This is a genomic window from Pseudomonas sp. zbq_18 (assembly GCF_043102245.1).
GTDB lineage: Bacteria > Pseudomonadota > Gammaproteobacteria > Pseudomonadales > Pseudomonadaceae > Aquipseudomonas.
The window spans coordinates 173,280-194,857 of the sequence record NZ_JBICIT010000001.1 but is presented as its reverse complement, the minus strand read 5'-3'; the positions used below and the strand labels follow the sequence as shown (position 1 = coordinate 194,857).

The 21,578-nt window shown below is 66.4% G+C and carries 26 protein-coding genes and 1 riboswitch; of the genes, 4 read left to right on the top strand and 22 right to left on the bottom strand.

What is annotated here, in order from left to right:
• The first annotated feature begins 142 nt into the window (after positions 1 to 142).
• A complete protein-coding gene (locus ACF8C6_RS00975; RefSeq protein ID WP_392497602.1) occupies positions 143 to 1,411 on the top strand; it encodes an OmpP1/FadL family transporter in 1,269 nt (422 codons plus the stop codon).
• Positions 1,412 to 1,469: 58 nt separating this feature from the next.
• Here ACF8C6_RS00975 and ACF8C6_RS00970 read toward each other — a convergent pair whose 3' ends face one another.
• The 22 genes from ACF8C6_RS00970 to ttcA all read right to left on the bottom strand — a co-directional run bounded on the left by ACF8C6_RS00970 (position 1,470) and on the right by ttcA (position 19,548).
• Positions 1,470 to 2,036 (bottom strand): glutathione peroxidase, encoded by a 567-nt coding sequence (locus ACF8C6_RS00970; protein WP_392497601.1) that lies wholly within the window; start codon positions 2,034 to 2,036, stop codon positions 1,470 to 1,472.
• A 62-nt stretch (positions 2,037 to 2,098) separates the two neighbouring features.
• Positions 2,099 to 2,221 (bottom strand): hypothetical protein, encoded by a 123-nt coding sequence (locus ACF8C6_RS00965; RefSeq protein WP_392497876.1) that lies wholly within the window; start codon positions 2,219 to 2,221, stop codon positions 2,099 to 2,101.
• The gene (locus ACF8C6_RS00960; RefSeq protein WP_392497600.1) at positions 2,218 to 3,441 is read right to left on the bottom strand and encodes an MFS transporter; all 1,224 of its coding nucleotides are present in this window, start codon (positions 3,439 to 3,441) and stop codon (positions 2,218 to 2,220) included. Before ACF8C6_RS00960 ends, ACF8C6_RS00965 begins: the two co-directional genes overlap by 4 nt.
• Positions 3,442 to 3,468: 27 nt before the next feature.
• On the bottom strand, positions 3,469 to 3,882 hold the full coding sequence (locus ACF8C6_RS00955) for a MarR family winged helix-turn-helix transcriptional regulator (RefSeq protein WP_392497599.1): 414 nt from the start codon (positions 3,880 to 3,882) through the stop codon (positions 3,469 to 3,471).
• 93 nt (positions 3,883 to 3,975) lie between these two features.
• Positions 3,976 to 4,710 carry an adenosylcobinamide-GDP ribazoletransferase gene (locus ACF8C6_RS00950; protein WP_392497598.1) on the bottom strand — a complete coding sequence of 245 codons (735 nt, stop codon included), beginning with the start codon at positions 4,708 to 4,710 and terminating at the stop codon, positions 3,976 to 3,978.
• A complete protein-coding gene (gene cobC / locus ACF8C6_RS00945; protein ID WP_392497597.1) occupies positions 4,710 to 5,282 on the bottom strand; it encodes an alpha-ribazole phosphatase family protein in 573 nt (190 codons plus the stop codon). The genes ACF8C6_RS00950 and cobC overlap by 1 nt, the downstream gene beginning before the upstream one ends.
• Positions 5,279 to 6,334: a nicotinate-nucleotide--dimethylbenzimidazole phosphoribosyltransferase gene (gene cobT / locus ACF8C6_RS00940; protein ID WP_392497596.1), complete on the bottom strand. Its 1,056-nt coding sequence runs from the start codon at positions 6,332 to 6,334 to the stop codon at positions 5,279 to 5,281. Before cobT ends, cobC begins: the two co-directional genes overlap by 4 nt.
• Complete coding sequence (gene cobU / locus ACF8C6_RS00935; protein WP_392497595.1) at positions 6,331 to 6,852, bottom strand: bifunctional adenosylcobinamide kinase/adenosylcobinamide-phosphate guanylyltransferase; 522 nt, start codon at positions 6,850 to 6,852, stop codon at positions 6,331 to 6,333. The genes cobT and cobU overlap by 4 nt, the downstream gene beginning before the upstream one ends.
• A 70-nt stretch (positions 6,853 to 6,922) precedes the next feature.
• Positions 6,923 to 8,362, bottom strand: coding sequence for a cobyric acid synthase (locus ACF8C6_RS00930; RefSeq protein ID WP_392497866.1), 1,440 nt, complete (start codon positions 8,360 to 8,362; stop codon positions 6,923 to 6,925).
• A gap of 11 nt (positions 8,363 to 8,373) precedes the next feature.
• Positions 8,374 to 9,357: a threonine-phosphate decarboxylase CobD gene (gene cobD, locus ACF8C6_RS00925; protein ID WP_392497594.1), complete on the bottom strand. Its 984-nt coding sequence runs from the start codon at positions 9,355 to 9,357 to the stop codon at positions 8,374 to 8,376.
• Positions 9,350 to 10,255 (bottom strand): adenosylcobinamide-phosphate synthase CbiB, encoded by a 906-nt coding sequence (gene cbiB / locus ACF8C6_RS00920; RefSeq protein WP_392497593.1) that lies wholly within the window; start codon positions 10,253 to 10,255, stop codon positions 9,350 to 9,352. The genes cobD and cbiB overlap by 8 nt, the downstream gene beginning before the upstream one ends.
• Positions 10,252 to 10,899, bottom strand: coding sequence for a 5,6-dimethylbenzimidazole synthase (gene bluB / locus ACF8C6_RS00915; protein ID WP_392497592.1), 648 nt, complete (start codon positions 10,897 to 10,899; stop codon positions 10,252 to 10,254). The genes cbiB and bluB overlap by 4 nt, the downstream gene beginning before the upstream one ends.
• On the bottom strand, positions 10,896 to 12,188 hold the full coding sequence (locus ACF8C6_RS00910) for a cobyrinate a,c-diamide synthase (protein WP_392497591.1): 1,293 nt from the start codon (positions 12,186 to 12,188) through the stop codon (positions 10,896 to 10,898). The genes bluB and ACF8C6_RS00910 overlap by 4 nt, the downstream gene beginning before the upstream one ends.
• The gene (locus ACF8C6_RS00905; protein ID WP_392497590.1) at positions 12,188 to 12,757 is read right to left on the bottom strand and encodes a hypothetical protein; all 570 of its coding nucleotides are present in this window, start codon (positions 12,755 to 12,757) and stop codon (positions 12,188 to 12,190) included. The genes ACF8C6_RS00910 and ACF8C6_RS00905 overlap by 1 nt, the downstream gene beginning before the upstream one ends.
• Positions 12,758 to 12,772: 15 nt before the next feature.
• On the bottom strand, positions 12,773 to 14,638 hold the full coding sequence (gene btuB, locus ACF8C6_RS00900; protein WP_392497589.1) for a TonB-dependent vitamin B12 receptor: 1,866 nt from the start codon (positions 14,636 to 14,638) through the stop codon (positions 12,773 to 12,775).
• 99 nt (positions 14,639 to 14,737) lie between these two features.
• A riboswitch (cobalamin riboswitch) is annotated at positions 14,738 to 14,963 on the bottom strand.
• Between the two features lie 47 nt (positions 14,964 to 15,010).
• Entirely contained in the window at positions 15,011 to 15,322 is a 312-nt protein-coding gene (locus ACF8C6_RS00895) for a hypothetical protein (RefSeq protein ID WP_392497588.1), read from the bottom strand.
• 2 nt (positions 15,323 to 15,324) lie between these two features.
• The gene (locus ACF8C6_RS00890; RefSeq protein ID WP_392497587.1) at positions 15,325 to 15,987 is read right to left on the bottom strand and encodes an O-methyltransferase; all 663 of its coding nucleotides are present in this window, start codon (positions 15,985 to 15,987) and stop codon (positions 15,325 to 15,327) included.
• Positions 15,984 to 16,499 carry a C40 family peptidase gene (locus tag ACF8C6_RS00885; protein WP_392497586.1) on the bottom strand — a complete coding sequence of 172 codons (516 nt, stop codon included), beginning with the start codon at positions 16,497 to 16,499 and terminating at the stop codon, positions 15,984 to 15,986. Before ACF8C6_RS00885 ends, ACF8C6_RS00890 begins: the two co-directional genes overlap by 4 nt.
• Positions 16,500 to 16,570: 71 nt before the next feature.
• Positions 16,571 to 17,170: a C40 family peptidase gene (locus ACF8C6_RS00880; RefSeq protein ID WP_277689841.1), complete on the bottom strand. Its 600-nt coding sequence runs from the start codon at positions 17,168 to 17,170 to the stop codon at positions 16,571 to 16,573.
• Between the two features lie 69 nt (positions 17,171 to 17,239).
• Positions 17,240 to 18,007: an NAD-dependent deacylase gene (locus ACF8C6_RS00875; protein ID WP_392497585.1), complete on the bottom strand. Its 768-nt coding sequence runs from the start codon at positions 18,005 to 18,007 to the stop codon at positions 17,240 to 17,242.
• Between the two features lie 19 nt (positions 18,008 to 18,026).
• On the bottom strand, positions 18,027 to 18,698 hold the full coding sequence (locus ACF8C6_RS00870) for a DNA-3-methyladenine glycosylase I (protein ID WP_392497584.1): 672 nt from the start codon (positions 18,696 to 18,698) through the stop codon (positions 18,027 to 18,029).
• Between the two features lie 22 nt (positions 18,699 to 18,720).
• Complete coding sequence (gene ttcA / locus ACF8C6_RS00865; protein WP_392497583.1) at positions 18,721 to 19,548, bottom strand: tRNA 2-thiocytidine(32) synthetase TtcA; 828 nt, start codon at positions 19,546 to 19,548, stop codon at positions 18,721 to 18,723.
• An 88-nt stretch (positions 19,549 to 19,636) separates the two neighbouring features.
• Here ttcA and ACF8C6_RS00860 point away from each other — a divergent pair, with 88 nt between their 5' ends.
• The 3 genes from ACF8C6_RS00860 to ACF8C6_RS00850 all read left to right on the top strand — a co-directional run bounded on the left by ACF8C6_RS00860 (position 19,637) and on the right by ACF8C6_RS00850 (position 21,574).
• Complete coding sequence (locus ACF8C6_RS00860; RefSeq protein ID WP_277689845.1) at positions 19,637 to 20,230, top strand: DNA-J related domain-containing protein; 594 nt, start codon at positions 19,637 to 19,639, stop codon at positions 20,228 to 20,230.
• A gap of 165 nt (positions 20,231 to 20,395) precedes the next feature.
• Positions 20,396 to 20,995: a Yip1 family protein gene (locus tag ACF8C6_RS00855; protein ID WP_392497582.1), complete on the top strand. Its 600-nt coding sequence runs from the start codon at positions 20,396 to 20,398 to the stop codon at positions 20,993 to 20,995.
• Between the two features lie 84 nt (positions 20,996 to 21,079).
• Positions 21,080 to 21,574, top strand: coding sequence for a SprT family zinc-dependent metalloprotease (locus ACF8C6_RS00850; RefSeq protein ID WP_392497581.1), 495 nt, complete (start codon positions 21,080 to 21,082; stop codon positions 21,572 to 21,574).
• Positions 21,575 to 21,578: the final 4 nt, after the last annotated feature.

Sequence of the window (21,578 nt, the reverse complement as noted above, 5' to 3'; positions counted from 1 at the left end):
CTAAGCGGTCAACAAAAAGACCGAAAGCACACCCCCAATACGATTACGAATCTTCACGAAAAAGGCATTCCAGAGCGGTTGGCAAGCCATGGCAAAACCTATAGTTTGCCGCCCCTTGTTCCAGCCGTTCGTGAGCACCCTAATGAAAAACCTCTGGTTGAAGACCTCTCTCGCCCTGACCGTCAGTGCGATCTCCACTCACAGCCTGGGCAACGGAATTGCCATCAACGAACAAAGCGTCAGCGGTATGGGCACCTCCTTCGCCGGTCGTGCGTCCTCCGCCAACGACGCCTCCGTGCTGTACGGAAACCCGGCCGGCCTGAGCAAATTGGACCGCGCCCAAGTCACGGGTGGCCTGGCCGTGATCGACGCCAAAATCGATATCGATGACGCCAGCGACGAAACAGCCGAAGGCGACATGGTGCCCTTCGCCGCCGTGCCGTTCGGCTACTACGCCAGCCCGATTGACGACAAGTGGAGCTGGGGCCTGGGCTTCTACGTGCCCTATGCACTCGTCAGCGATTACGAGAAGAGCTTCGGCGGCCGCTACAAGGGCCTGACCAGCAAGGTGGAAGTGCTTACCCTGCAACCGACCCTGAGTTACCGCATCAATGACCGCGTATCTGTCGGCTTCGGCCCGACCATCAACAAGATCAAGGGCACCCTGATCAACCGCCTGGACAACACGGCCGTGGGCGGCACCGGCGAAGCCAAGCTGGGCATCAAGGGTGACGACGTCGGCTACGGCTTCAACGCTGGCGTGATGGTCGATGTCACCGACCAGCTGACCTGGGGCCTGACCTACCACTCCAAGGTCGACTACACCCTCGAAGGCCGTACCAAGGTCAGCGGCGGCAACGGCCTGATTGGTCTGTTCAATGGCCGCTATGACGCCACTCTGGACTTCACCACACCGGAAAGCGTCGACACCTCCTTTGCCTACCAGCTGGATGACCGCTGGACCCTGTTCGCCGGCGCCACCTGGACGCGCTGGAGCCGTCTGGACGCCATCGTCGTGGAAAACGAGGGCACTCCGGCCAATCTGTTGGGTGAAGTCACCGAAGAGCTGAAGTGGCACGACACCTGGTCCTACGCCATCGGCGCTTCCTACCAGCTGAATCCGCAGTGGGTCCTGCGTACCGGCCTGGCTCTGGACCCGTCTCCGGCCGAAAACGCCCACCGTACCGTGCGCATCCCAGTGGGCAACCGCAAGGTGTTCTCCATCGGCGCCGGCTGGTCGCCCAGCGACGACCTGACCGTCGACGTGGCCTACTCCTACCTCAAGGAAAACCCGGCCAAGGTCAACCAGGAAGCCACCGAACTGGCTGGCGTGGACATCGCTCCAGGCTTCAGCGCCGAGTACAACAACAGCGCCCACGGCCTGGGTGTGCAGGCCACCTACCGCTTCTAAGTGCGGTTCGCGGCCACAAAAAAGCCGGGCAGTAGCCCGGCTTTTTCTTGCCTGAGCATTACTGCGTCGCCGGCACCTGCGGCTGAGCGATGGCCTGTTCCACCGCGGCGATCAGATCCTCGTCGTCCGGCTTGGTCAGGCTGGAGAAGCTGGCGACTACCTTGCCGTCGCGGCCCACCACGTACTTGTAGAAATTCCAGCGTGGCGCGCTGCTCTGTTCGGCCAGTTCGCGGAACAGCGGAACCGCGTTCGCACCGCTGACAGGCTGCGGCTCGCTCATGGCGAAGGTCACGCCGTAGTTGATGAAACACACCTTGGCGGTTTCCTCGGTGGTGTCGGCCTCCTGGCGGAAATCATCGGAAGGCACGCCCAACACTTCCAAGCCTTGATCCTTGTAGCGCTGGTAAAGCGCTTCGAGCCCTTTGAACTGCGGCGTGAAACCACAGTGGCTGGCGGTATTGACCACCACCAGCGGCTTGCCGGCAAAACGCTGGCACAAGTCGATCTGCTCCTTGCTGCGCAAATGCTGCAGTGGCGCCTGATCCTTCAGCAAGGGCGGGCACTCGGCCGCCCACAGCGGCATGGCAGACAGAGATAGAGCAAGCGCGGCGAATCGCGTCATCATCGGAACAACCTCCAAGGCAGCAAGACCTCCACGCTACTCGCCCAGGCGCTCACGGGCAATCCTCAGCACAGGCTCATGCCTATCTGCAGCAAGGCCAGGCCACCTTGGCTCCAGCCCCACCAGGCCAGCGCCAGCAGGGCGGCGAACAGAAGCAGGCCGCCACTGGCAAGGGCCTTGCGACTCACACCAGCTCCCCGGCGCGCAGGCGCGCCACCGGCTGCTCACGCACCGGCCAGTTGAGCGCCGCCGCCAGCAGCCCGAAGAGAATCGCCAACTGCCAGACCACGTCGTAGCTGCCGGTGTGGTCGTACAGATAGCCACCCAGCCAGCCGCCAAGGAAGGAGCCCAGTTGGTGGAACAGGAAGACGATGCCACCGAGCATCGACAGGTTGCGCACGCCGAACAGGGTGGCCACCGTGCCATTGGTCAGCGGAACGGTCGATAGCCAGAGGAAACCCATGGCCATGCCGAAGGCATAGGCGCTCCACTCGGTCAGCGGCAAGTAGACGAAGGCGACAATCACCAGCGTGCGCAACAGGTACAAGCCGCTGAGCAGGCGCGGCTTGGACATCCGCCCGCCGAGCCAGCCGGCCACGTAGGTGCCGAAGATATTGAACAGCCCCACCAGCGCCAGCACCGTGGTGCCGACGGTTGCCGGCAGATGCTGATCGACCAGATAGGACGGCAGGTGCACGCCGATGAACACCACCTGGAAGCCGCAAACGAAGAAGCCCAGCGCCAGCAGCCAGAAGCCCGAGTGACTGCAAGCCTCGCGCAGCGCCTGGCCCAGGCTTTGCTCGGTGCCGCTGGCTGCCGGAAGCGGCTGATCGCGAATCATCAGCGCCAGCGGCGCGATCAGGGCCACCAGAAGGCCCAGCGCCAACAGCGCCGAGGACCAGCCCAGCCAACCGATCAGCCCCAGGCTGCCCGGCAGCATGGCGAACTGGCCGAAAGAGCCGGCCGCCGCGGCGATGCCCATGCCCAGGCTGCGCTTCTCTGGCGGCAGTGCGCGGCCGACCACGCCGAGCAGCACGGAGAACGAAGTGCCGGACAGGCCGATACCGATCAGCAGGCCGGCACTGAGCGACAGCGACCAGGCCGAGTCGGAACCGGCCATCAGCCCCAGGCCGACGGCGTACAGCAGGCCACCCACGACGATCACCCGCCGCGCGCCGAAACGGTCGGCGATGGCGCCGGTCACCGGCTGAGCCAGGCCCCAGATCAGGTTCTGCAGGGCGATGGCAAAGGCGAAGGTTTCGCGGCCCCAACCGTATTCGCTGCTCATCGGCGCCAGGAACAGGCCGAAGCCGTGGCGGATGCCCAGGGACAAGGCCAACACCAGCGATGCGCCGAGGAGCACCCAGCCCGCCGTGCGCCAGGATGCGCCGTGCGTGGAATCATTCATCTGCGTCGTCTCCGCGGGCCGCGCCCGTCAATCGATGGTTTCCAGATCATCGAGCAGCAGCATCAGCTGCGCCCGCTTGTCCGCGCCCAGGCGCTTCGCCAGTGCCTGTTGAGCCTGCTCCCACAGCGGCGCGCCTTGCTCCAGCAACCGCTGGCCAGCCTCGCTCAGCGCCACCTGTCGGCTGCGCTGGTCGCTTCCTTCGCCAAAATCCACCAGGCCCATGCCCTGCACCACCTTGAGGTTGCGCCCCAGGGTGCTGCGATCCAGGCCCATGGCCTCGGCCAGGGTTGTGATGCTTGGCTTCCCGAGGCGCTGCAGATTGCGCAACAGGGAAAACTGCGCGGCATTCAGCCCGACCGGCGCCAGGGCGTCGTCGTACAGGCGGGTCACACCACGACTGGCGCGGCGCAATTTGGTGCAGAGGCAGTGGGTCGGCAACATGGATACAGGTATATACCCGCATCAAGCGAGCAGACAGATACAGTTGCCGGGCAAGCCGGCAGCACAGCTGAACGGATGGCGCGCGGGAAGGGCTTACACCAGCGCCAGGGCCAGCAGCACGGCACACTCCACCAGTTCCAGCAGAGCCCCCGCCGTATCACCCGTGGTGCCGCCCAGGCGAGCGATAAAGGCCCGACGCAGCCGCCAGAACACCAGGGCAGCCACCAGCAGGGCGAGCACAGCACCCCAGCCTAGCAACAGCATGGCCAGAGCGTGCGCAGCCAGCACCCAGGGCAGGCGCTCACGCGGCAGATGCTCGCTCAGCGCCGCGCCCAGGCCGCCGGCGCGCACATAGGGCGTGGTCAGCAACAGCAGCGGCAACAGGGCCCGCCCCAGCCAGGGCGCCAACAGCAACCCGGCCCAGGCTCCCTGCTCCAGCAGCACCACCAGCGCGGCGAACTTGAGCAGCAACACCAGCACCAGCAGCACCACGGCAATCGGCCCGCTGCGCGGGTCCTTCATGATCGCCAGGGTGCGCTCACGGTCGCCATAGCCGCCCACCCAGGCATCCGCCATGTCGGCCAGACCATCGAGATGCAGGCCACCGGAGAGTCCGACCCAGACCGCCAGCAGAATCGCCGCCTGCAGCAAGGTCGGTGTCGTGCCGAGCACGGCGTGCAACCCCAGCAGCAGTGCGCCAATCAGCACCCCGACCGCCGGATACCAGAGCAGCGAGCGGCCGATCTGCTCGGGCGCAGGCATGCCCGGCAGGCTTACCGGCAGGCGGGTAAGAAACTGCAGGGCAATGAGCGCCGGCAGCGGCAACATCAGGCTTCGCTCAACGCCAGGCCCGCACCGACCTGCAGGCGATGCAACGCGCCATAACCGACTTCCACCTGTAGCAGCTGGTTTTCCGGCAGGCCACGGACACGCGCCAGCAGCAGACGCATCACCCCGCCATGGGTCACCAGCAGCACCCGCTGGCCCGCCAGCTCAGCCTGCAGACGCTCGACAGCGCCGAGTACGCGGTTGGCGAAGTCACGCACCGGCTCGGCTTCGGGCGGTGTGAAACCATAGGGATCGTTCCAGAACTGGCCCAGGGCCTCGGGATCTTCCAGCAGGATTTCCGCCGAGTTGCGCCCTTCCCAGGCGCCGAAATGCAGCTCGCGCAAGTCCGCCTCGATGCGCAGCGGCAGACTATTGGCTTCGGCATATTGCGCGGCGAAGACGGCGCAGCGCTGCAGCGGCGAGCTGATCACCAGGTCCCAGCCAGCCTGGCCGGCCAACGCATCGTGCATTTGTTGGTAACCCTGCTCGCTGAGGGCATCGTCGCTGCTGCCGCGAAAACCGGGGCCTGCCACGGTGGTGCCATGACGCAGCATATCCAGGAAAAGAGTCATGAACGGTCCTCGACCAGTGCTTCGGAAAAGGTTGCCATGCTGCCGTGCAGCGCACAGGCCAGCTTGATCAGCGGCAGCGCCAGGGCCGCGCCACTGCCCTCACCCAGGCGCAAGCCAAGGTCGAGCAACGGCTCGGCGCCCAGCTCGGCCAGCACGGCGGCATGGCCCGGCTCGGCGCCGGCATGGGCGAACAGCAGCCAGGGTTGCACGCTGGGGTTCAGGCGTAGCGCGCAGAGCGCCGCCGCCGAGCAGATAAAGCCATCGACCACGGCCACGATGCCGAGCTGGGCGCAGGTCAGGTAGGCTCCAGCCAGGGCCGCCAGCTCGAAGCCGCCAACCCGGCGCAAGGCTTCGAACGGCTCACCCAGCTGCGCGCCATGCAGGACCAGGGCGCGCTCGATGACCGCCTGCTTGTGACGCACGCCGGCGCCATCCAGTCCGGTGCCGGGGCCGGTCAGCTGCATCGGCGTCAGATCACTCAGGGCGCAAGCCAACGCCGTGGCGGCGCTGGTATTGCCGATGCCCATCTCGCCGGCGAGGAACAGGTCGCAGCCGGCGGCCTGGGCCTCCAGCACGCTATCGCGACCGGCCTGCAGCGCGGCCCTGCATTGCTCGGCAGTCATCGCCGCTTCGACGGCGAAGTTGGCGGTGCCGGCGCCCAGGCGCAGGTGGCGCACACCGGGCAGCGCCAGCTCGGGGTCGATGGTGCCCAGATCGATCAGGCGCAGCGGCATGCCCTGCTCGCGCGCCAGCACGCTGACGGCCGCACCGCCGCTGACAAAGTTGGCCAACATCTGCGCGGTGACCGCCTGCGGGTAGGCAGACACGCCCTCGGCCACCACCCCGTGGTCGCCGGCGAACAGCGCCAGCTGCGGGTTGTTGATCACCGGCTTCTCCCGCCCCTGCAACGCGGCCAGGCGCACCGCCAGCGTCTCCATCGCACCGAGGGCGCCGGTCGGTTTGGTCAGCTGCGCCTGGCGCGCCAGGGCGGCGGCCTCGGCTCTGGCATCAGGCTGGCGGCAAGGCTCTAGCCACCAGAGTGCAGCGGTCATAGCGGCTCTCCCTTGAGCAACATCGGCAGGCCGGCCACGCAGAACTGTACGCGCTCGGCCCGTTCGGCCACGGCCTGGTGCAGCCAACCGGCCTCGTCGACATAGCGGCGGGTCAGCTCGCCCAGCGGCACCACGCCCAGGCCGGTCTCGTTGCTGACCAGGATAATGCGTCCCGGCAGCTCGCCCAGGCTCTCCAGAAAGGCATCGCGCTGCATGGCCAGGCGGGTGTCGTCGTCCAGCATCAACAGGTTGGTCAGCCACAGGGTCAGGCAGTCGACCAGCAGGCAGCGCTCCGGGGCAGCCTGTTCGCGCAGCACCCGGCCCAGTTCGACGGGCTCCTCGACCAGTGCCCACTCGGCCGGACGCCGCTCGCGATGATGAGCGATGCGTGCGCTCATTTCGCCATCCAGCGCCTGGCTGGTGGCGATATAGGTGACGGCCAGTCCGCTGTGCCGGGCCAGTTGTTCGGCCAGCCGGCTCTTGCCGGAGCGGGCGCCACCGAGGATCAGATCAAGCATGAAGAGCCCTCTCGGAAAACAGCGGGGGCGGGTTCAGCCCGCATCGCGGCTGAAGCCGCTCCCACAACAGCTACAGCCCGCATAGCTCGCGGAGCTTGCGGGTGTCCAGATGCGCCTCGACCAGGTCGGCCAGGCGCTCGATATCGCGTTCGCGGCGGGCATGGTAATCCACCTGCCGCGCCTCGCGCAGGCCAGCCCAGCGCAGCAGTGCGGCGCAGGCGGCCGGTTGCTCGAACAGGCCATGCAGGTAGGTGACCATGATCTGGCCGTCGGCGCTGATGGCGCCATCACGGCGGCCATCATCCAGCTGCACCGCAGGCGAAGCGAGCGCCGGGCCATGGCTGACCCCGGCATGAATCTCGTAGCCGCTGACCTCCAGCTCGCCCAGGCTCAGGCGCCCACGCACATTGCGCAGCTGCTTCTCCGGTTCCAGCACCGTGGCGTAGTCGAGCAGGCCGAGACCAGTGCTGCTGCCGGCCTCGCCTTCCAGGCCATGGGGGTCGTCGATGCGCATGCCAAGCATCTGCAGGCCACCGCAGATGCCGAGGACCTTGCCGCCGTAACGCAGGTGGCGGGCGATGGCGGCGTCCCAGCCATGCTCGCGCAGGCGTGCCAGGTCGGCACGCACGCTCTTCGAGCCGGGCAGGATGATCAGGTCGGCCGGTGGCATGGCCTGACCGGGGCCAATGAACTGCAGATCCACCTGCGGGTGCAGGCGCAGCGGGTCGAAGTCGGTGTGGTTGCTGATCCGCGGCAGCACCGGCACGGCCACGCGCAGTACCTCGCGCTCCTTGTCCGGCTGCAGCACCTGCACCGCGTCCTCGGCCTCCAGGTGGAAGTCCATCAGGTAAGGCAGCACGCCGAGCACCGGCTTGCCGGTGCGCTGCTCCAGCCAGTCCAGCCCGGGCTGCAGCAGGGCGATGTCGCCGCGAAAGCGGTTGATGACGAAGCCCTTGATCCGCGCCTGCTCACTCGGCGAGAGCAGGTCCAGGGTGCCGACCAGGTGGGCGAACACGCCGCCCTTGTCGATATCGGCGATCAGCAGCACCGGGCAATCCACCGCCTCGGCGAAGCCCATGTTGGCGATATCGCCTTCGCGCAGATTGATCTCGGCCGGCGAGCCGGCGCCCTCCACCATTACCACCGGGTACTGCGCAGCCAGGCGCGCGTGGGAGGCCAGCACCGCCTCGCGAGCGACGCGCTTGTAGTCGTGGTAGGCCACGGCGTGCATGTTGCCGACGGCGCGGCCCTGGATGATCACCTGGGCGCCGGTGTCGGAATTGGGCTTGAGCAACACCGGGTTCATGTCGGTATGCGGTGCCAGCCCGGCGGCCTGGGCCTGCACCGCCTGGGCACGGCCGATCTCGCCGCCATCGGCGGTCACCGCACTGTTCAGCGCCATATTCTGTGGCTTGAACGGCACCACGCTGACGCCCTGGCGCTTGAGCCAGCGGCACAGGGCGGTCACCAGGGTGCTCTTGCCGGCATCGGAGGTGGTGCCCTGGACCATGAGCGTCGCGGTCACGAACGGTACTCCTTGAGCGCCTGCTCCAGCCGTGCCCAGCCCGCCTCGTCGCCCGGCAGACCGAAACGCAGCCCTGGCGGCGCAGTGATCAGCCGCACCAGGATGCCGCGCCGGGCGAGGAATTCGTGCAGTTCGGGCGGCCGCTCGTGCAGCACCAGCTGGAACAGTGAGGTGCCGCCGGCCGGTGGCAGGCCGTACTGGCTGAGCAGCACCGCCAGGCGCAGCCCGTCGGCTTGCAGGCGCTGGCGCTGGTACTCCTGCTGCACAACGTCGAGCAGCGCTGCGCGCGCCACCTCGCGGGTCGGCCCTGCCACGGCCCAGGGGCCGAGTTGTTCATCCAAACGATCCAGCAGCGCCTGTTCGGCCAGCACGAAGCCCAGGCGCATGCCGGCCAGGCCGAAGAACTTGCCGAACGAGCGCAGCACGATCAGCCCCGGCAGCGGGCTATGGGCAGCCAGGCTCAGCTCGGGTGTACAGTCGATGAAGGCTTCGTCCACCACCAGCCAGCCACCGCGCGCGGCCAGCTGCGCCTGCCAGCTCAGCAAGAGCTCCGTCTCGATCCGCCGCCCAGTAGGGTTGCCGGGGTTGACCACGACAAGCACATCCAGACGCTCCAGCGCACGATGCACGGAGCCCTCGCTGATCTCCTGCAGGCGATGGCCCTCGCGGCGCCAGGCCTGGGCATGTTCGGCATAGGCCGGTGCGACGATGCCGACCCGCGACTCGCCACGCAGCCGCGGCAGCACCTGGATGGCCGCCTGCGAGCCGGCGACCGGCAGCAGCGCCTGCACGCCGTAGTAGTCGCGCGCGGCGGCTTCCAGGCCATCGTCCAGTTCCGGCAGGCGATTCCAGGCGCCCACCGAGATCGTCGGCAGCGGCCAGGGATAGGGCGCGATGCCGGTGGACAGGTCCAGCCACTGGTTCAGTTCGATGCCGAATTGCTGCGCCGCCAGGCGCAAACGACCTCCATGCTCAAGCAAGCCAGACTCCTCCCACGCTCAATACCAACAGCCACAGGCCCACGCCGGCATACACCAGATTCAGTGCCCGCTCGATATCCCGCGCCTGCGCCTCGCTGCCCTCGCCCAGCTGCGGGCGCTGCTCCTCGACGCCGTGGTAGATCGCCGCGCCGCCCAGGCACACGCCCAACGCACCGGCACCGGCGGCCATCACGGGGCCGGCGTTGGGGCTGTCCCAGTGCGGCGCCTGCGCGCTCCAGCAGCGGATGGCGCGGTGCGTCTGGCCGAGCAGCGCATAGGTCAGCGCCACCAGGCGCGCCGGCACATAGTTGAGTGCATCGTCGATCTTCGCCGCCGCCCAGCCGAAACGCTCGAAACGCTCGTTGCGATAGCCCCACATGGCGTCCAGGGTATTGCTCAGGCGATACAGCACCACGCCCGGCGCACCGAGCAGGCAGAACCAGAACAGCGCGGCGAAGACGGCATCGGAGCCGTTCTCCAGCACCGACTCGGTGCCGGCGCGGGCCACGGCGGTGGCGTCCAGCTCGCGGGTGCGACGGCTGACCAGGTAGCCGACGCGTCGACGCGCCTCGTCCAGCTGTCCCAGGCGCAAGGCCTGGGCCACCGGCTGGGCATGCTGGGCCAGGCTCTTCAAGCCAAGGGCGAAGTACAGGGCAAGAATCTCGACCAGCCAGCCCAGACTGGAAAGCGCCAGCAGCCAGACCAGGAGGACCGCCGGCAGCACCGCCAGGCACCAGCCGGTGACGCCGTGGCTGCGCCAGCCACGCCCGCCGGAATTGAGCCGCTGTTCAATGCGTTGGGCCAGGTTGCCGAAGCCCACCAGCGGGTGCCAGCGCCGTGGCTCGCCGAGCCAGGCATCCAGGCCCAGCCCGGCCAGTACCGCCAGCACCAGGCTCATCGCTGCCCCCAGTGGTCGGTGAACAGCAGCTCCGCCAGCGGCCGCTCGTGGGCCCAGCCCTCCTCCACCAGCATCGGCCGTTCGTAGAACTCATGCACAGGCCCCAGGCACAGTACCGCCACCGGCTGACTGCCCGGCGGCATGCCGAGCAGCTCGGCCAGGGCCTCGGGCTCGAACAGCGATACCCAGCCCATGCCCAGGCCCTCGGCGCGCGCCGCTAGCCAGAGGTTCTGGATGGCGCAGCTGAGCGAGGCCAGGTCCATCTGCGGCAGGGTGCGGCGGCCGAACACATAGGCCTCGCGACCGTCCATCAGCGCCGCCACCAGCAGTTCGGCACAATCGCGGATGCCCTCGACCTTGAGCCGCATGAACGCGTCGCTGCGCTCGCCCAGGGCCTCGGCGGTACGCACCCGCTCAGCCTCGACCAGGCCATGAATGGCCTCGCGCAGCTGCGGCCGGGTAATGCGAATGAAGCGCCAGGGCTGCATCAGGCCGACGCTGGGCGCCTGGTGCGCCGCCGCCAGCAGACGCTGCAGCAGCTCCGGCGCCACCTTGCCACCAGCGAAGTGGCGCATGTCGCGGCGCTCGGCAATGGCGCGGTAAACGGCGGCGCGGTCCTCGGGGCGGTAGGCGTGATCGGTCATGGCAGCAATAGCTCGGCCGCCGCCCGCGGGTTGGACGGCAGATAGAAGTGGATGTAGGACGCCGTGAGGCGCCCTATCTGGTAGACCGCTTCGGCTGTGCGTCGCTGATTGGGGCAGGCGCCCCGCGCGCGGGGCTGCAATGGGCAGTCCAGCGTCGAATGGTGGTAAGTATGCCCGCGCAGGCGGCCCTGCGGCAGCTCTACGTGCTGCAGCGCCAACGCCGCCAGACGCGGCTGCATCGTCGCTTCCCCCGGCAACAGCCCGGCCAGTTCGGCACGCTCGCCCTGCTGGTCGGTCAGCGCCTGCAGCAGATAGAGCATGCCGCCGCATTCGGCGAGGATCGGCTTGCCTGCCGCGTGATGGGCACGGATCGCCGCCAGCATCGGCTGATTGCCGGCCAACTGATGCAGATGCAGTTCCGGGTAGCCGCCGGGCAGGTACAGACTATCCACCGCCGGCAGGGTGGCGTCCGTCAGCGGCGAGAAGCACACCAGTTCGGCGCCGAGCGCCTGCAGCAGGTCGAGGTTGGCCTGGTAGAGGAAGGCGAAACTGCTGTCGCGCGCCACGCCGATGCGCACACCGCGCAGCCAGGGTTCAAGCGGTGCGGCGGATGGCGCGGCAAAGTTCACCGGCGCCGGCAGCACGGCCCCGGCGCTGGCCAGTAGGGCGTCGGCGGCGGCATCCAGACGCGCATCCAGATCAGGCAGCTCCTCGGCCTGCACCAGGCCCAGGTGGCGGCTGGGCAGTTCCATCTCGCCGCTGCGCGGCAAGGCGCCATACCAGGACAGCACCTCTGGCAGACAGACACGCAGCAGCTCGGCATGCGTGGCGCTGCCGGTGCGATTGGCCAGCACGCCGGCAAAGGGCAGGTCCGGCTGGAAACTGGCCAGACCGTGGGCCACGGCGGCGAAAGTCTGCGCCATGGCGCTGGCGTCGATCACGCCGAGTACCGGCACGCCGAAACGCCGCGCCAGGTCGGCTGCCGAGGGCTGACCGTCGAACAGTCCCATCACGCCTTCGATCAGGATCAGGTCGGCCTCCCCCGCCGCCTGCCAGAGCAGACGCCGCGACTCGGCCTCGCCGACCATCCACAGGTCGAGCTGGTACACCGGCGCGCCGCTGGCGCGCTGCAGGATCATCGGGTCGAGAAAATCCGGGCCGCACTTGAACACCCGCACCCGCCGCCCGGCCCGCACATGCAGACGCGCCAGTGCGGCGGTGACGGTGGTCTTGCCCTGCCCGGATGCCGGGGCGGCAATCAGCAGGGCCGGGCACGCGCGCACCGCCATCAGCCGACGACTCGTGGCTTCACGCCGCCAGCCGCGCGCCAGCCGACATACAGCAGGCTCGCCATGCCGACATACAGCGCCATGTTGCCGAGAAAGCGCGGGTAGTAATGGCCAATGCGCGGCAGGAAGCCTGCCAGGCTCGGCTCCGGGTAACGCCCGGAGAGGAAGTAGAAGCCGCCGCTGGACAGCAGGTGGCAGATGAAGGCGGCCACCAGCACGGTCACCGCCAATACCACCAGACTGGCGGCCTGCTCGCGATGCCAGCCGGCATACAGCCGGCCGCCCAGCCATAACGCGGCGTAGGCCGGCACCAGCATCCAGTAGGCGGGCGAGGTGCACCAGTCACTGACGCTGCCGCTGGCGACCATGCCGAAGTCCAGCAGCGTCGCCAGGGCGAACAGCGCCGGGAACACCCAGCGCGGGCGCAGCAGGACGCCGGCAAGGAAGAACACCGCCCAGCTGGCGCTGGGCAGGTTCAGCGTGGCGAAGTGCTGACCGCGAGTGACGATCATCAGCAGGGCCAGCAGCAGGCCAATCAGCAGCTGGTTGCGAGTGGAAAGTACCGGCATGACGGATCTCCTAACTTAGAGCGCCTGGTAGCGCAGGGTGACATAGAAGGCACGACCGGGCTGTTCGTAGGTCTGCGCGGTTTCGTAGTCGCGGTCGAACAGGTTGCTGACCTTGGCCTGCAGGCGCCATTCGGCATCGATGTGGTATTCGCCACGCAGGTCCACCAAGGCATAGCCCGGCAGGCGCGATTCCTCGTCGTTGCTGGCGGAGTCGAAGCGCTGGCTGGCGGCGAACAGGGTCGCGCCGACGCCGAAGTCACCCAAACGGCGATCCGCATCCAGGTTGAAGGTGCGCTTGGCCCGCCGCGCCAACTGGTGGCCGTGGTTCTGCGCGCTGCGGTCCTGCGGGTCGAGCAGGGTCAGGGTTGCACTCAGGTCCCAGTCCGCCAGTTGCGTACGCGCCAGCGATTCTAGGCCACGAATGCGCGCGGACTCGACATTCTCTGGGCGCATCGGGCTGCTGCCAGCCCAGACGATCAGGTCGTCGATCTGGTTCTCGAAGGCGTTCAGGCTCCACTCGCCCCACCCTGCGGTACCTCGCAGGCCGATCTCATAGTTTTCCGACTCCTCCGGTTTGAGCTCCGGGTTGCCGGCGGTATAGCTGCTGGCCGGGTAATAGAGGTCGTTGAAGGTCGGTGCACGGAAGGCCGTGCCATAGGCGGCGCTGAGGGTCAGGCTGTCGCTGAGGTCGTAGCTCCAGCCGAGGTTGCCGGTATCGTGGTCGCCGTACTGCTGGTTGTCGTCGCGACGCAGGCCGAAAGTCAGGCCATGGCGACCAAAACGGCCCTGATACTGGGTGTAATAACCGCGATTGAAGCGCGAATCTTCGGCATAGACGTCCGAGGTGTCGATGCGGTCCTGCTGGTAGTCGAAGCCCAGGGTCAGCAGCTGATCGTCGCCCAGGCTGAAATCGTTCTGCCAGCCCAGCGAGTCGCGCTCGCTATCGAAGCGCGAGTAGAAACGGCCATCCTGGTAGTTGTCGCTGCGCTCTTCGCTATGCCCGGCCTGCAAGGTGACCTTCCAGGCGTCCAGGGGGTTGAAGCGGGCACGCCCGCCGAGCACCTGTTGCTCGCCATCTGAGTATGCGTCGCGACCGCTGGTGCCGCGCGAACTGCGACTGTCGAAGTCGCTGTGGGTATCGCCCTGCAACCAGTTGCCGTCCAGCTCCAGGCCGTTGTCAAAGCGCAAGCCGCCACGCAGTGAGGCAGAAAACTGGCGGTAGCCATCGTTGTCCGCCTCGTAGGCGTTAGGCGCTGCGGATCGATAGGCACGGGCGTTGATGCCTGCGGTATCGTCGCTACTGACCCCCAGGTCGAACCAGCCACGGCCATTCCCCCCGGCCACGCCGGCAGTACCGCTATAACTGGAGCGGCTGCCCGCACCCAGCGAAAGGTAGGGTTTGAAACCCTCGCCCTGACCACGCCGGGTGAAAAGCTGGATCACCCCACCCAGCGCCTCTGAACCATAGAGTGCCGAGCGCGGGCCGCGCACCACTTCGATACGCTCGATCAGTCCCAGGGGAATGTCCTGCAATGCAGCACTGCCGGAAGTAGCAGAGCCGATCCTGACGCCATCGACCAGCACCAGCAGTTGTTTGTCGCTGGCGCCACGCAGGTATAGCGAGGTGCTCTTGCCGCGCCCGCCATTGCTGGCGATCTGCACACCAGCCAGGCCACGCAGCACTTCGGGCACCGAGGTGGCCTGGCTGCGCTCGATGTCGTCACGAGTGATCACGCTGCTGGAAGCAATTGCCACCAGCGGGGTCGCGGTACGGGTAGCAGTGACCACCTGCCGATCGAGATTGAGAGGGTTCGCCTGCACGGCAAAGGGGGCAAGGCTGAACAGCGCGCACGCCGCCAGCCGCAAATCGGACTTGCTCAAGTTGTCGTTCTCCGTCGCGCCACCCGCGCGACACTGCGGGATAAGGCGTTGGGAGAACGAACGGAAACGCGGCAGCCGCGCCCGGCGCCGCCCTCCGCAATGCCGTGGATTGCGACAGGCCGGTCTCCGGGCTCGTGAGCCAAGCCATGCGGCTTGCGGGCCGCGCCTTCCCATGCCGGAGCACAGTGGCGGGATGCGACCTTTGACTCACCTACCGTTGCGGGGGCAGCGCCGGCATGGTGTTGCGATTACGCAGCACGCACCGGCTTCCCTGTTTCACCCCTCGACCGCATGCGGCGGGGGCACCTGAAGCAGGCGCGCAGCTTAGTGGCCGAGCCTGGCGCGGTCAATGCGCCAGCTCTAGAACGAGCCTCAGGGTCGCGGGGTAAAGCCGGCAGGTTTGCTGGCCAGCCAGTCGACGAAGGTGCGCAGGCGCTCATCGCCCAGTAGCGCCTCACGGCTGTTGTAGGTCAGCGCCAGCTCCTTCTCACTGAAAAGCTTGTGGATCTGGTTGTGGCAGGCGCGACAGACCCACAGGGTGGCGGTGATGCGCTCGCTCTTGGCATAGCGTTTCTGCACGTAGGGCTTGTCGTGCAACGCCTTGGGGATCAGGTGGTGACGGGTCAGCGGCAGCGCTCTTTGGCACAGCTCGCAGACATCCGGCTGGGGAGGAAGGCGGATCACCGTCAGCGCTTGCGGCAGAGGCTCAGACCATCGCCCAGCGGCAACAGGCTGAGATCGACGCGACTGTCGCGCTTGAGCGCCCGGTTGAGCGACTGGATGGCACGGGTGTCCTGGCTGTCCGGACTCTGCTCCAGCACCCGCCCGCTCCACAGGGTGTTGTCGAACAGAATCAGGCCGCCCTGACGCGCCAGCACCAGGGCGTGCTCCAGGTACACCGGGTAGTTGGCCTTGTCGGCGTCGATGAAGATCAGGTCGAAGCTCTCGCCCTGCCCACCGCGCTCCAGCGCGTTGAGGGTTTCCAGGGCCGGCGCCAGGCGCAGCTCGATGCGCTCGCTAACCCCGGCCTCGTACCAGTAGCGCTCGGCGATGCTGTTGTACTCGCCAGGCAGATCGCAGCAGATCAAGCGGCCATCGGCTGGCATGGCCTGGGCCATGCACAGCGCGCTGTAGCCGGTGAAGGTGCCGATTTCGAGAATCCTGCGCGCACCACTGATCTGTACCAGCAGGGCCATGAACTGCCCCTGCTCCGGAGCGATCTGCCAGTGCGCCGTGGACAGCTGGGCGGTTTCCTCGCGCAGGCGCTTGAGCAGCGCCGACTCGCGCAGCGAGACGTCCAGCAGGTACTGGTACAGCGCGTCGTCGAGAGTGAGCGTGCGATTGGTCATGGCTGCTGGGCCAGATGGCTCGGCGCCAGGACCCGCTTGGCCCCCAGGTAGCTCTTCTGCCAGTAGGTCTGGCTCAGATAATCCAGACGTACCGTACCGCCACTGGAGGGGGCATGCACGAAGCGCCCTTCGCCGACATAAATGCCGGCATGACTGACCTGGCCGCCACCACTGGTGGCGAAGAACACCAGGTCGCCACTCTGCAGCTGATCGCGCCCCACGTTGGGCGCACGCAGCTTGATCATCTCGCGGGTCGAGCGCGGCAGGCTGATGCCCGCCGAATTACGATAGACGTAGCCGATCAGACCGCTGCAGTCGAAACCGCTGTCCGGCGTGTTGCCGCCATAGCGATAGGGCGTTCCCACCAGCCCGATGGCACTGATCAGCACATCGTTGGCGCTGGCGTCGACGACGGGTGGGGGGCTGTAATCTGGGGCGGAGGGGGGGCTGCTGGCGCAGGCGCTCAACAGCGCGACGAAGGCAAGCAGGGTGAGGCGAGCCGTAGAGTGCATGGGCGGGCGTCCTGGCCGGGATGCGCCCTACTCTGCCGGCTCACTGCCGCGGGCGCAAGCCCGCGAGAAGCTCAGCGGGACTGAGTGGTGGCTACGCTCTGCTCAGGCGCCAGGGCCAGTACGCGCTTGGCTTCCATGTAGCTGCGCTTCCAGTAGCTGTCTTCCAGGCTGTCCACCCGTACACCGCCGCTGCGGCTGCTGCTGGAGTGAATGAACTGATCATCGCCCAGGTAAATACCGGCATGGCTGACGCGGCCACGGCCACGGTTGTTGAAGAAGATCACATCGCCCGGCTCAAGCTCGTCGCGCGCCACCAGCGGCGCATCGAGGTTGATCATCTCGCGGGTCGAGCGCGGCAGCTGCATGCCCGCCTCTTCCTTGAACAGGTAACCGATGAAGCCGCTGCAGTCGAAGCCGGTCTTGATCGAGGTGCCGCCGAAACGGTAGCGGGTGCCGACCAGGGACAGGCCTTCGCTGAGGATGCTGTCCGCCAGCTGCGGCAGCTCGTAGGGCTGGTCGTCGGTCACATCGCTGAAGTCTTCTTCAGGCAGGTACTCGACCGGGGATTGCGGCTCCACCACGCTGACTTGTGGCTGCGGAGCCTGGCTGGCGCAGGCCGCCAGCAGGACTGTAAGTGCAATGGGCACGAGGGGTGCGAAGCGCTTGAGCATGGGCACGACCGTGTCTAATGGTTATCTGATGGCGGGGGAATATGCCGTCTGCTTCGATGAATTGCAAATTCAATGCCCAGAAATGTGACCCAATAGTTCCGGCAAAACGTCTGAGGCTCTCGCCAATAGCCGGGCGTCAACCCAACGACTTACATCGGTCTGCTGCGGGTTCACTTCGACCGTGAACCCGCCGTTCCTACGGGCTTCGGCCAGGGGCTCTACGATGTAGGGGAAGCTCGCCGTAGTCCCTACGGCCATCACCACCTCGAAGCCTTGCCGCACCTGATCATAAAGCCGACCAATGGCATCTTCCGGCAGCATTTCCTCGAACAGCACCACCGGTGGGCGCAGCACGCCCCCACAGCGGGCACAGAGTGGTGGCAAGGGTCGCTGCAGATGCGCGGCCAACTCCGCGTCCTCGGCACCGCAGGACTGGCAATACAGCGGTGCCAGCTCGCCATGGATCTCGATCAGCCGCTCCACCGGCGAGCCGGCCTGGCGGTGATAACCGTCGATGTTCTGGGTCAGCACCCAGCATTCGGGTTTGAGGCGCTGCAACTCGGCGATGGCGAAGTGCCCGGCATTGGGCTGCGCGCCCAGGCAAGCCTCGCCGAGCTGGGCCAGGTATTTCCAGCACAGCGCCGGATTGCGCTGCAGCATGGGCCCGGACAGCGCCGCCTCGATCGGTAGTCCCTCGGCAGTCAGGCCGTTGTACAAACCACCGAGACCACGATAGGTCGGCAGGCCGGAATCGGCAGAAAGCCCGGCGCCGGTGATGATCAGGATGCGTTCGGCACGCTGAATGGCCTGGGCGACGCGGAGAATATCGCTCACCATGGCGTAGCCTCCTGCTGGCTCAATGGTTGACGGTGTAGGCCAGCATCATCGACAGCTGGCAGAGAGGTCGCCCGCTCTGTTCGTGCCAGTGGTTGAAGGCAGCCTGCACGGCGGCCAGCTCTCTCAGGCTGGTCGGCGCCTTGTCGAGGATCTGCTGGGCCTTGAGCGCGGCGACCATGTCCTCGGTGGCAATGAAGGTGTCCTTGCCGGCCATGCGCAGCAGGCGCGGCGCCGATTGCCCGCCGAGCTGGCTGCCGTGCTTGGCCAGGTACTTCCACAGCCCGACGATATCGCTCTCCGGCCAGTCGGCGATCAGGGCGCCAAAGCTGCCCCTCTCCTTCTGCACATCGAGCACGAACTGGGCATTGCGCGGCACGCTTTTGAGCTTGCCCAGGTGACGGATCAGTCGCGCATCCTGCATCAGTCGCTCCAGGTGCTCGGCGCCCATCAGCACGACTTTTTCCGGATCGAAGCCGAAGAAGGCCTGTTCGAACGCCGGCCACTTGGCATCGACCAGACTGTGCTTGAGGCCGGCACGGAAGATGCGCAGCGAGATCAGCGACAGGTAACGGTCATCGCTCAGGTCGCGCAGCTCCTGCGCGCTCCTCGGCTGCGGCAGACGCGCTTCCAGGGCTTCGACCGAGCCGAAACGGTTCAGGCAGTACTCGTAAATCCACTGGTAGTCGCGCATGTCTCGTCCTTGAAGATGCGGGTCAGAGGCTCATCACATCGAGGAAACGCGGTGTGGCGCTGTCGTCGATCTTCAGGCTCTGGAAGTCGAACAGGTTGCGGTCGGCCAGTTGCGACGGCACCACATTCTGCAGGGCGCGGAACATGATCTCGGTGCGGCCCGGGCTCTTGCGTTCCCAGTCGTTGAGCATCTCCTTGACCACCTGGCGCTGCAGGTTCTCCTGCGAGCCGCACAGGTTGCACGGGATGATCGGGAACTCCTTCATCACCGAGTAGGCCTCGATGTCCCTCTCCTGGCAGTAGGCCAGAGGGCGGATCACCACGTTGCGGCCGTCGTCGGACAGCAGCTTGGGCGGCATGGCCTTCAGCGTGCCGCCGTAGAACATATTGAGGAAGAAGGTTTCCAGGATGTCGTCGCGGTGGTGCCCCAGCGCCATCTTGGTCGCGCCGATCTCGTCGGCGTAGGTGTACAGGGTGCCGCGGCGCAGGCGCGAGCACAGCGAGCAGGTGGTCTTGCCCTCCGGGATCTTCTCCTTGACCACCGAGTAGGTGTCCTTCTCGATGATGTGGTATTGCACGCCGATGGACTCCAGGTAGGCCGGCAGCACGTGCTCGGGGAAGCCGGGCTGCTTCTGGTCCATGTTGACCGCGACGATCTCGAACTGGATCGGCGCGACCTTCTGCAGGTACAGCAGGATGTCCAGCAGGGTGTAGCTGTCCTTGCCGCCGGACAGGCAGACCATCACCTTGTCGCCGTCCTCGATCATGTTGAAATCGGCGATGGCCTCGCCGACCTGGCGACGCAGGCGCTTCTGCAGTTTGTTCTGGTTGACCGAGAGGGTGCTGGGCATGGTGCGGGAAAATCCGGGAGGTGAAGGCGAAAAGCTGGCTATTTTACGCACAAAGGCCGGCCACGACAGCCCGTGTTAGGCTCAGCCGATGAACAACGACCTAGACCCTGCACTCGACCTGGCCGAGCAACTTCACCAACTGCTGCGAGCAGAACCCGCCGGCATCAGCGAATTCCAGCTGATCCAGCAGCTCAAGGCCCGCCATTGCACGCACATTCCCAGCCTGGGCCTGGACGACAAGCTGGTGCTGTTTCGCACCCATTTCCTGCTGTTCAACGCCCTGTACCGGCTACGCGATCACCTGTGGCATAGCCAGGTCGCGCACCTGGATATCAACCCGCTCTGCGTGCGCTTGCAACCCTGGCAGCCCGGATGCCAGGGCCTGGCCGAGCATGACCCGCTGCGAGACTACTACCTCGATCTGCAGCAGTTGCGCGACACCAGCGCAGACGACGTGGAAAAGCTGCTGGCCAGCTTCTGGACGCGCATGCAGGGCGGTGACGAGAAGCGCGCGGCGCTGGAGTTGTTCGAATTGAACGACGGGCAACCGCTCAAGCTGGCCACCATCAAACAACGCTATCGCCAACTGGTGAGCCAGCATCATCCGGATCGGGGCGGCAGTACCAGCCGCCTGCAATCGATCAACCTGGCGATGGAAATACTTGAGCGTTATTACGGCTGAGCTGTAGAGAGCGATTCACTCTAAAGCCACGACTCACGCGGGCTGCAGCCTTCTCCTATACTGCGGCATACGGTCGCACTTAACTCGGCCCGCACCCGGCGACGCTGCTCACGCACACCGGGCGCCACCGCGGGGCGATCGACAATAAAAAGAGGAGGTGTCTGCATGATCCACCATGTTTGGGGGCTCTTCACCCATCCCGACCAAGAGTGGCAGGAAATCCGTGGCGAGGAAGAAACCATCAGCCACATGTACCTGACCCACGTCCTGATTCTCGCAGCCATACCGGCCATCTGCGCCTACTTCGGCACTACCGAAGTGGGGTGGCGCATCGGCGACGGCGAGGCGGTCAAACTCACCGCAACCAGCGCACTACAGATGACGATCATGTCCTACCTGGCAATGCTCGCCGGCGTAGCCGTGATGGGGGCGTTCATCCACTGGATGGCGCGCACCTATGACTCCAACCCGAGCCTGACCCAGTGCGTGGTATTCGCCGCGTACTGCGCCACCCCCCTGTTCGTCGGCGGTGTCGCGGCGCTGTATCCCAGCCTGTGGCTGGGCATGTTCGTCGGTACGGCAGCAATCTGCTACACGGTCTACCTGCTCTATGCGGGCATTCCGACCTTCATGAACATCCCTTCCGATGAGGGCTTCATGTTCTCCAGCTCGGTACTGGCCGTTGGCCTGGTCGTGCTGGTGGCAATGATTGCCTGCTCGGTCATCCTCTGGGGCTTCGGTGTAGGGCCTGTCTACACCAACTGAGTGTTCTCCGGCCTGCCGCCACAGGGAGCCGCCTTCGGGCGGCTTCGTGTTTTATCGGGCGCAGCGGCCCGGCATAATCCGCACATGCCCGAATTGCTCCATGCCCGCGTCGAAGCCTGCTACCAGCTGGCCGAGGACTTTTTCAAACGTACCTTCCCGCGCCCTGAGATCAGCTTCAAGCTGCGTGGGCAGAAGGCTGGTGTCGCGCATCTGCAGGAAAACCTGCTGCGCTTCAATCCCAAGCTGTATGCGGAGAACCGCGAGCACTTCCTCAAGCAGACCGTGGCCCACGAAGTCGCCCACCTGGTCGCGCACCAGCTGTTCGGCCCACGCATCCAGCCGCATGGCGAGGAGTGGCAGCTGATCATGCGCGGGGTCTACGAGCTGCCACCGGATCGTTGCCACAGCTACGACGTTGGCCGGCGCAAGGTCACCCGCTACCTCTACCTGTGCCAGTGCCCGGACGGCGAGTTCCCCTTCTCCGCACAACGCCACGGCTTGGTAAGCAAGGGCCGGCGCTACTTCTGCCGGCGTTGCCGCGCGACGCTGGTGTTTAGCGGCGAGCAGCGGGTGGAGTGACCCG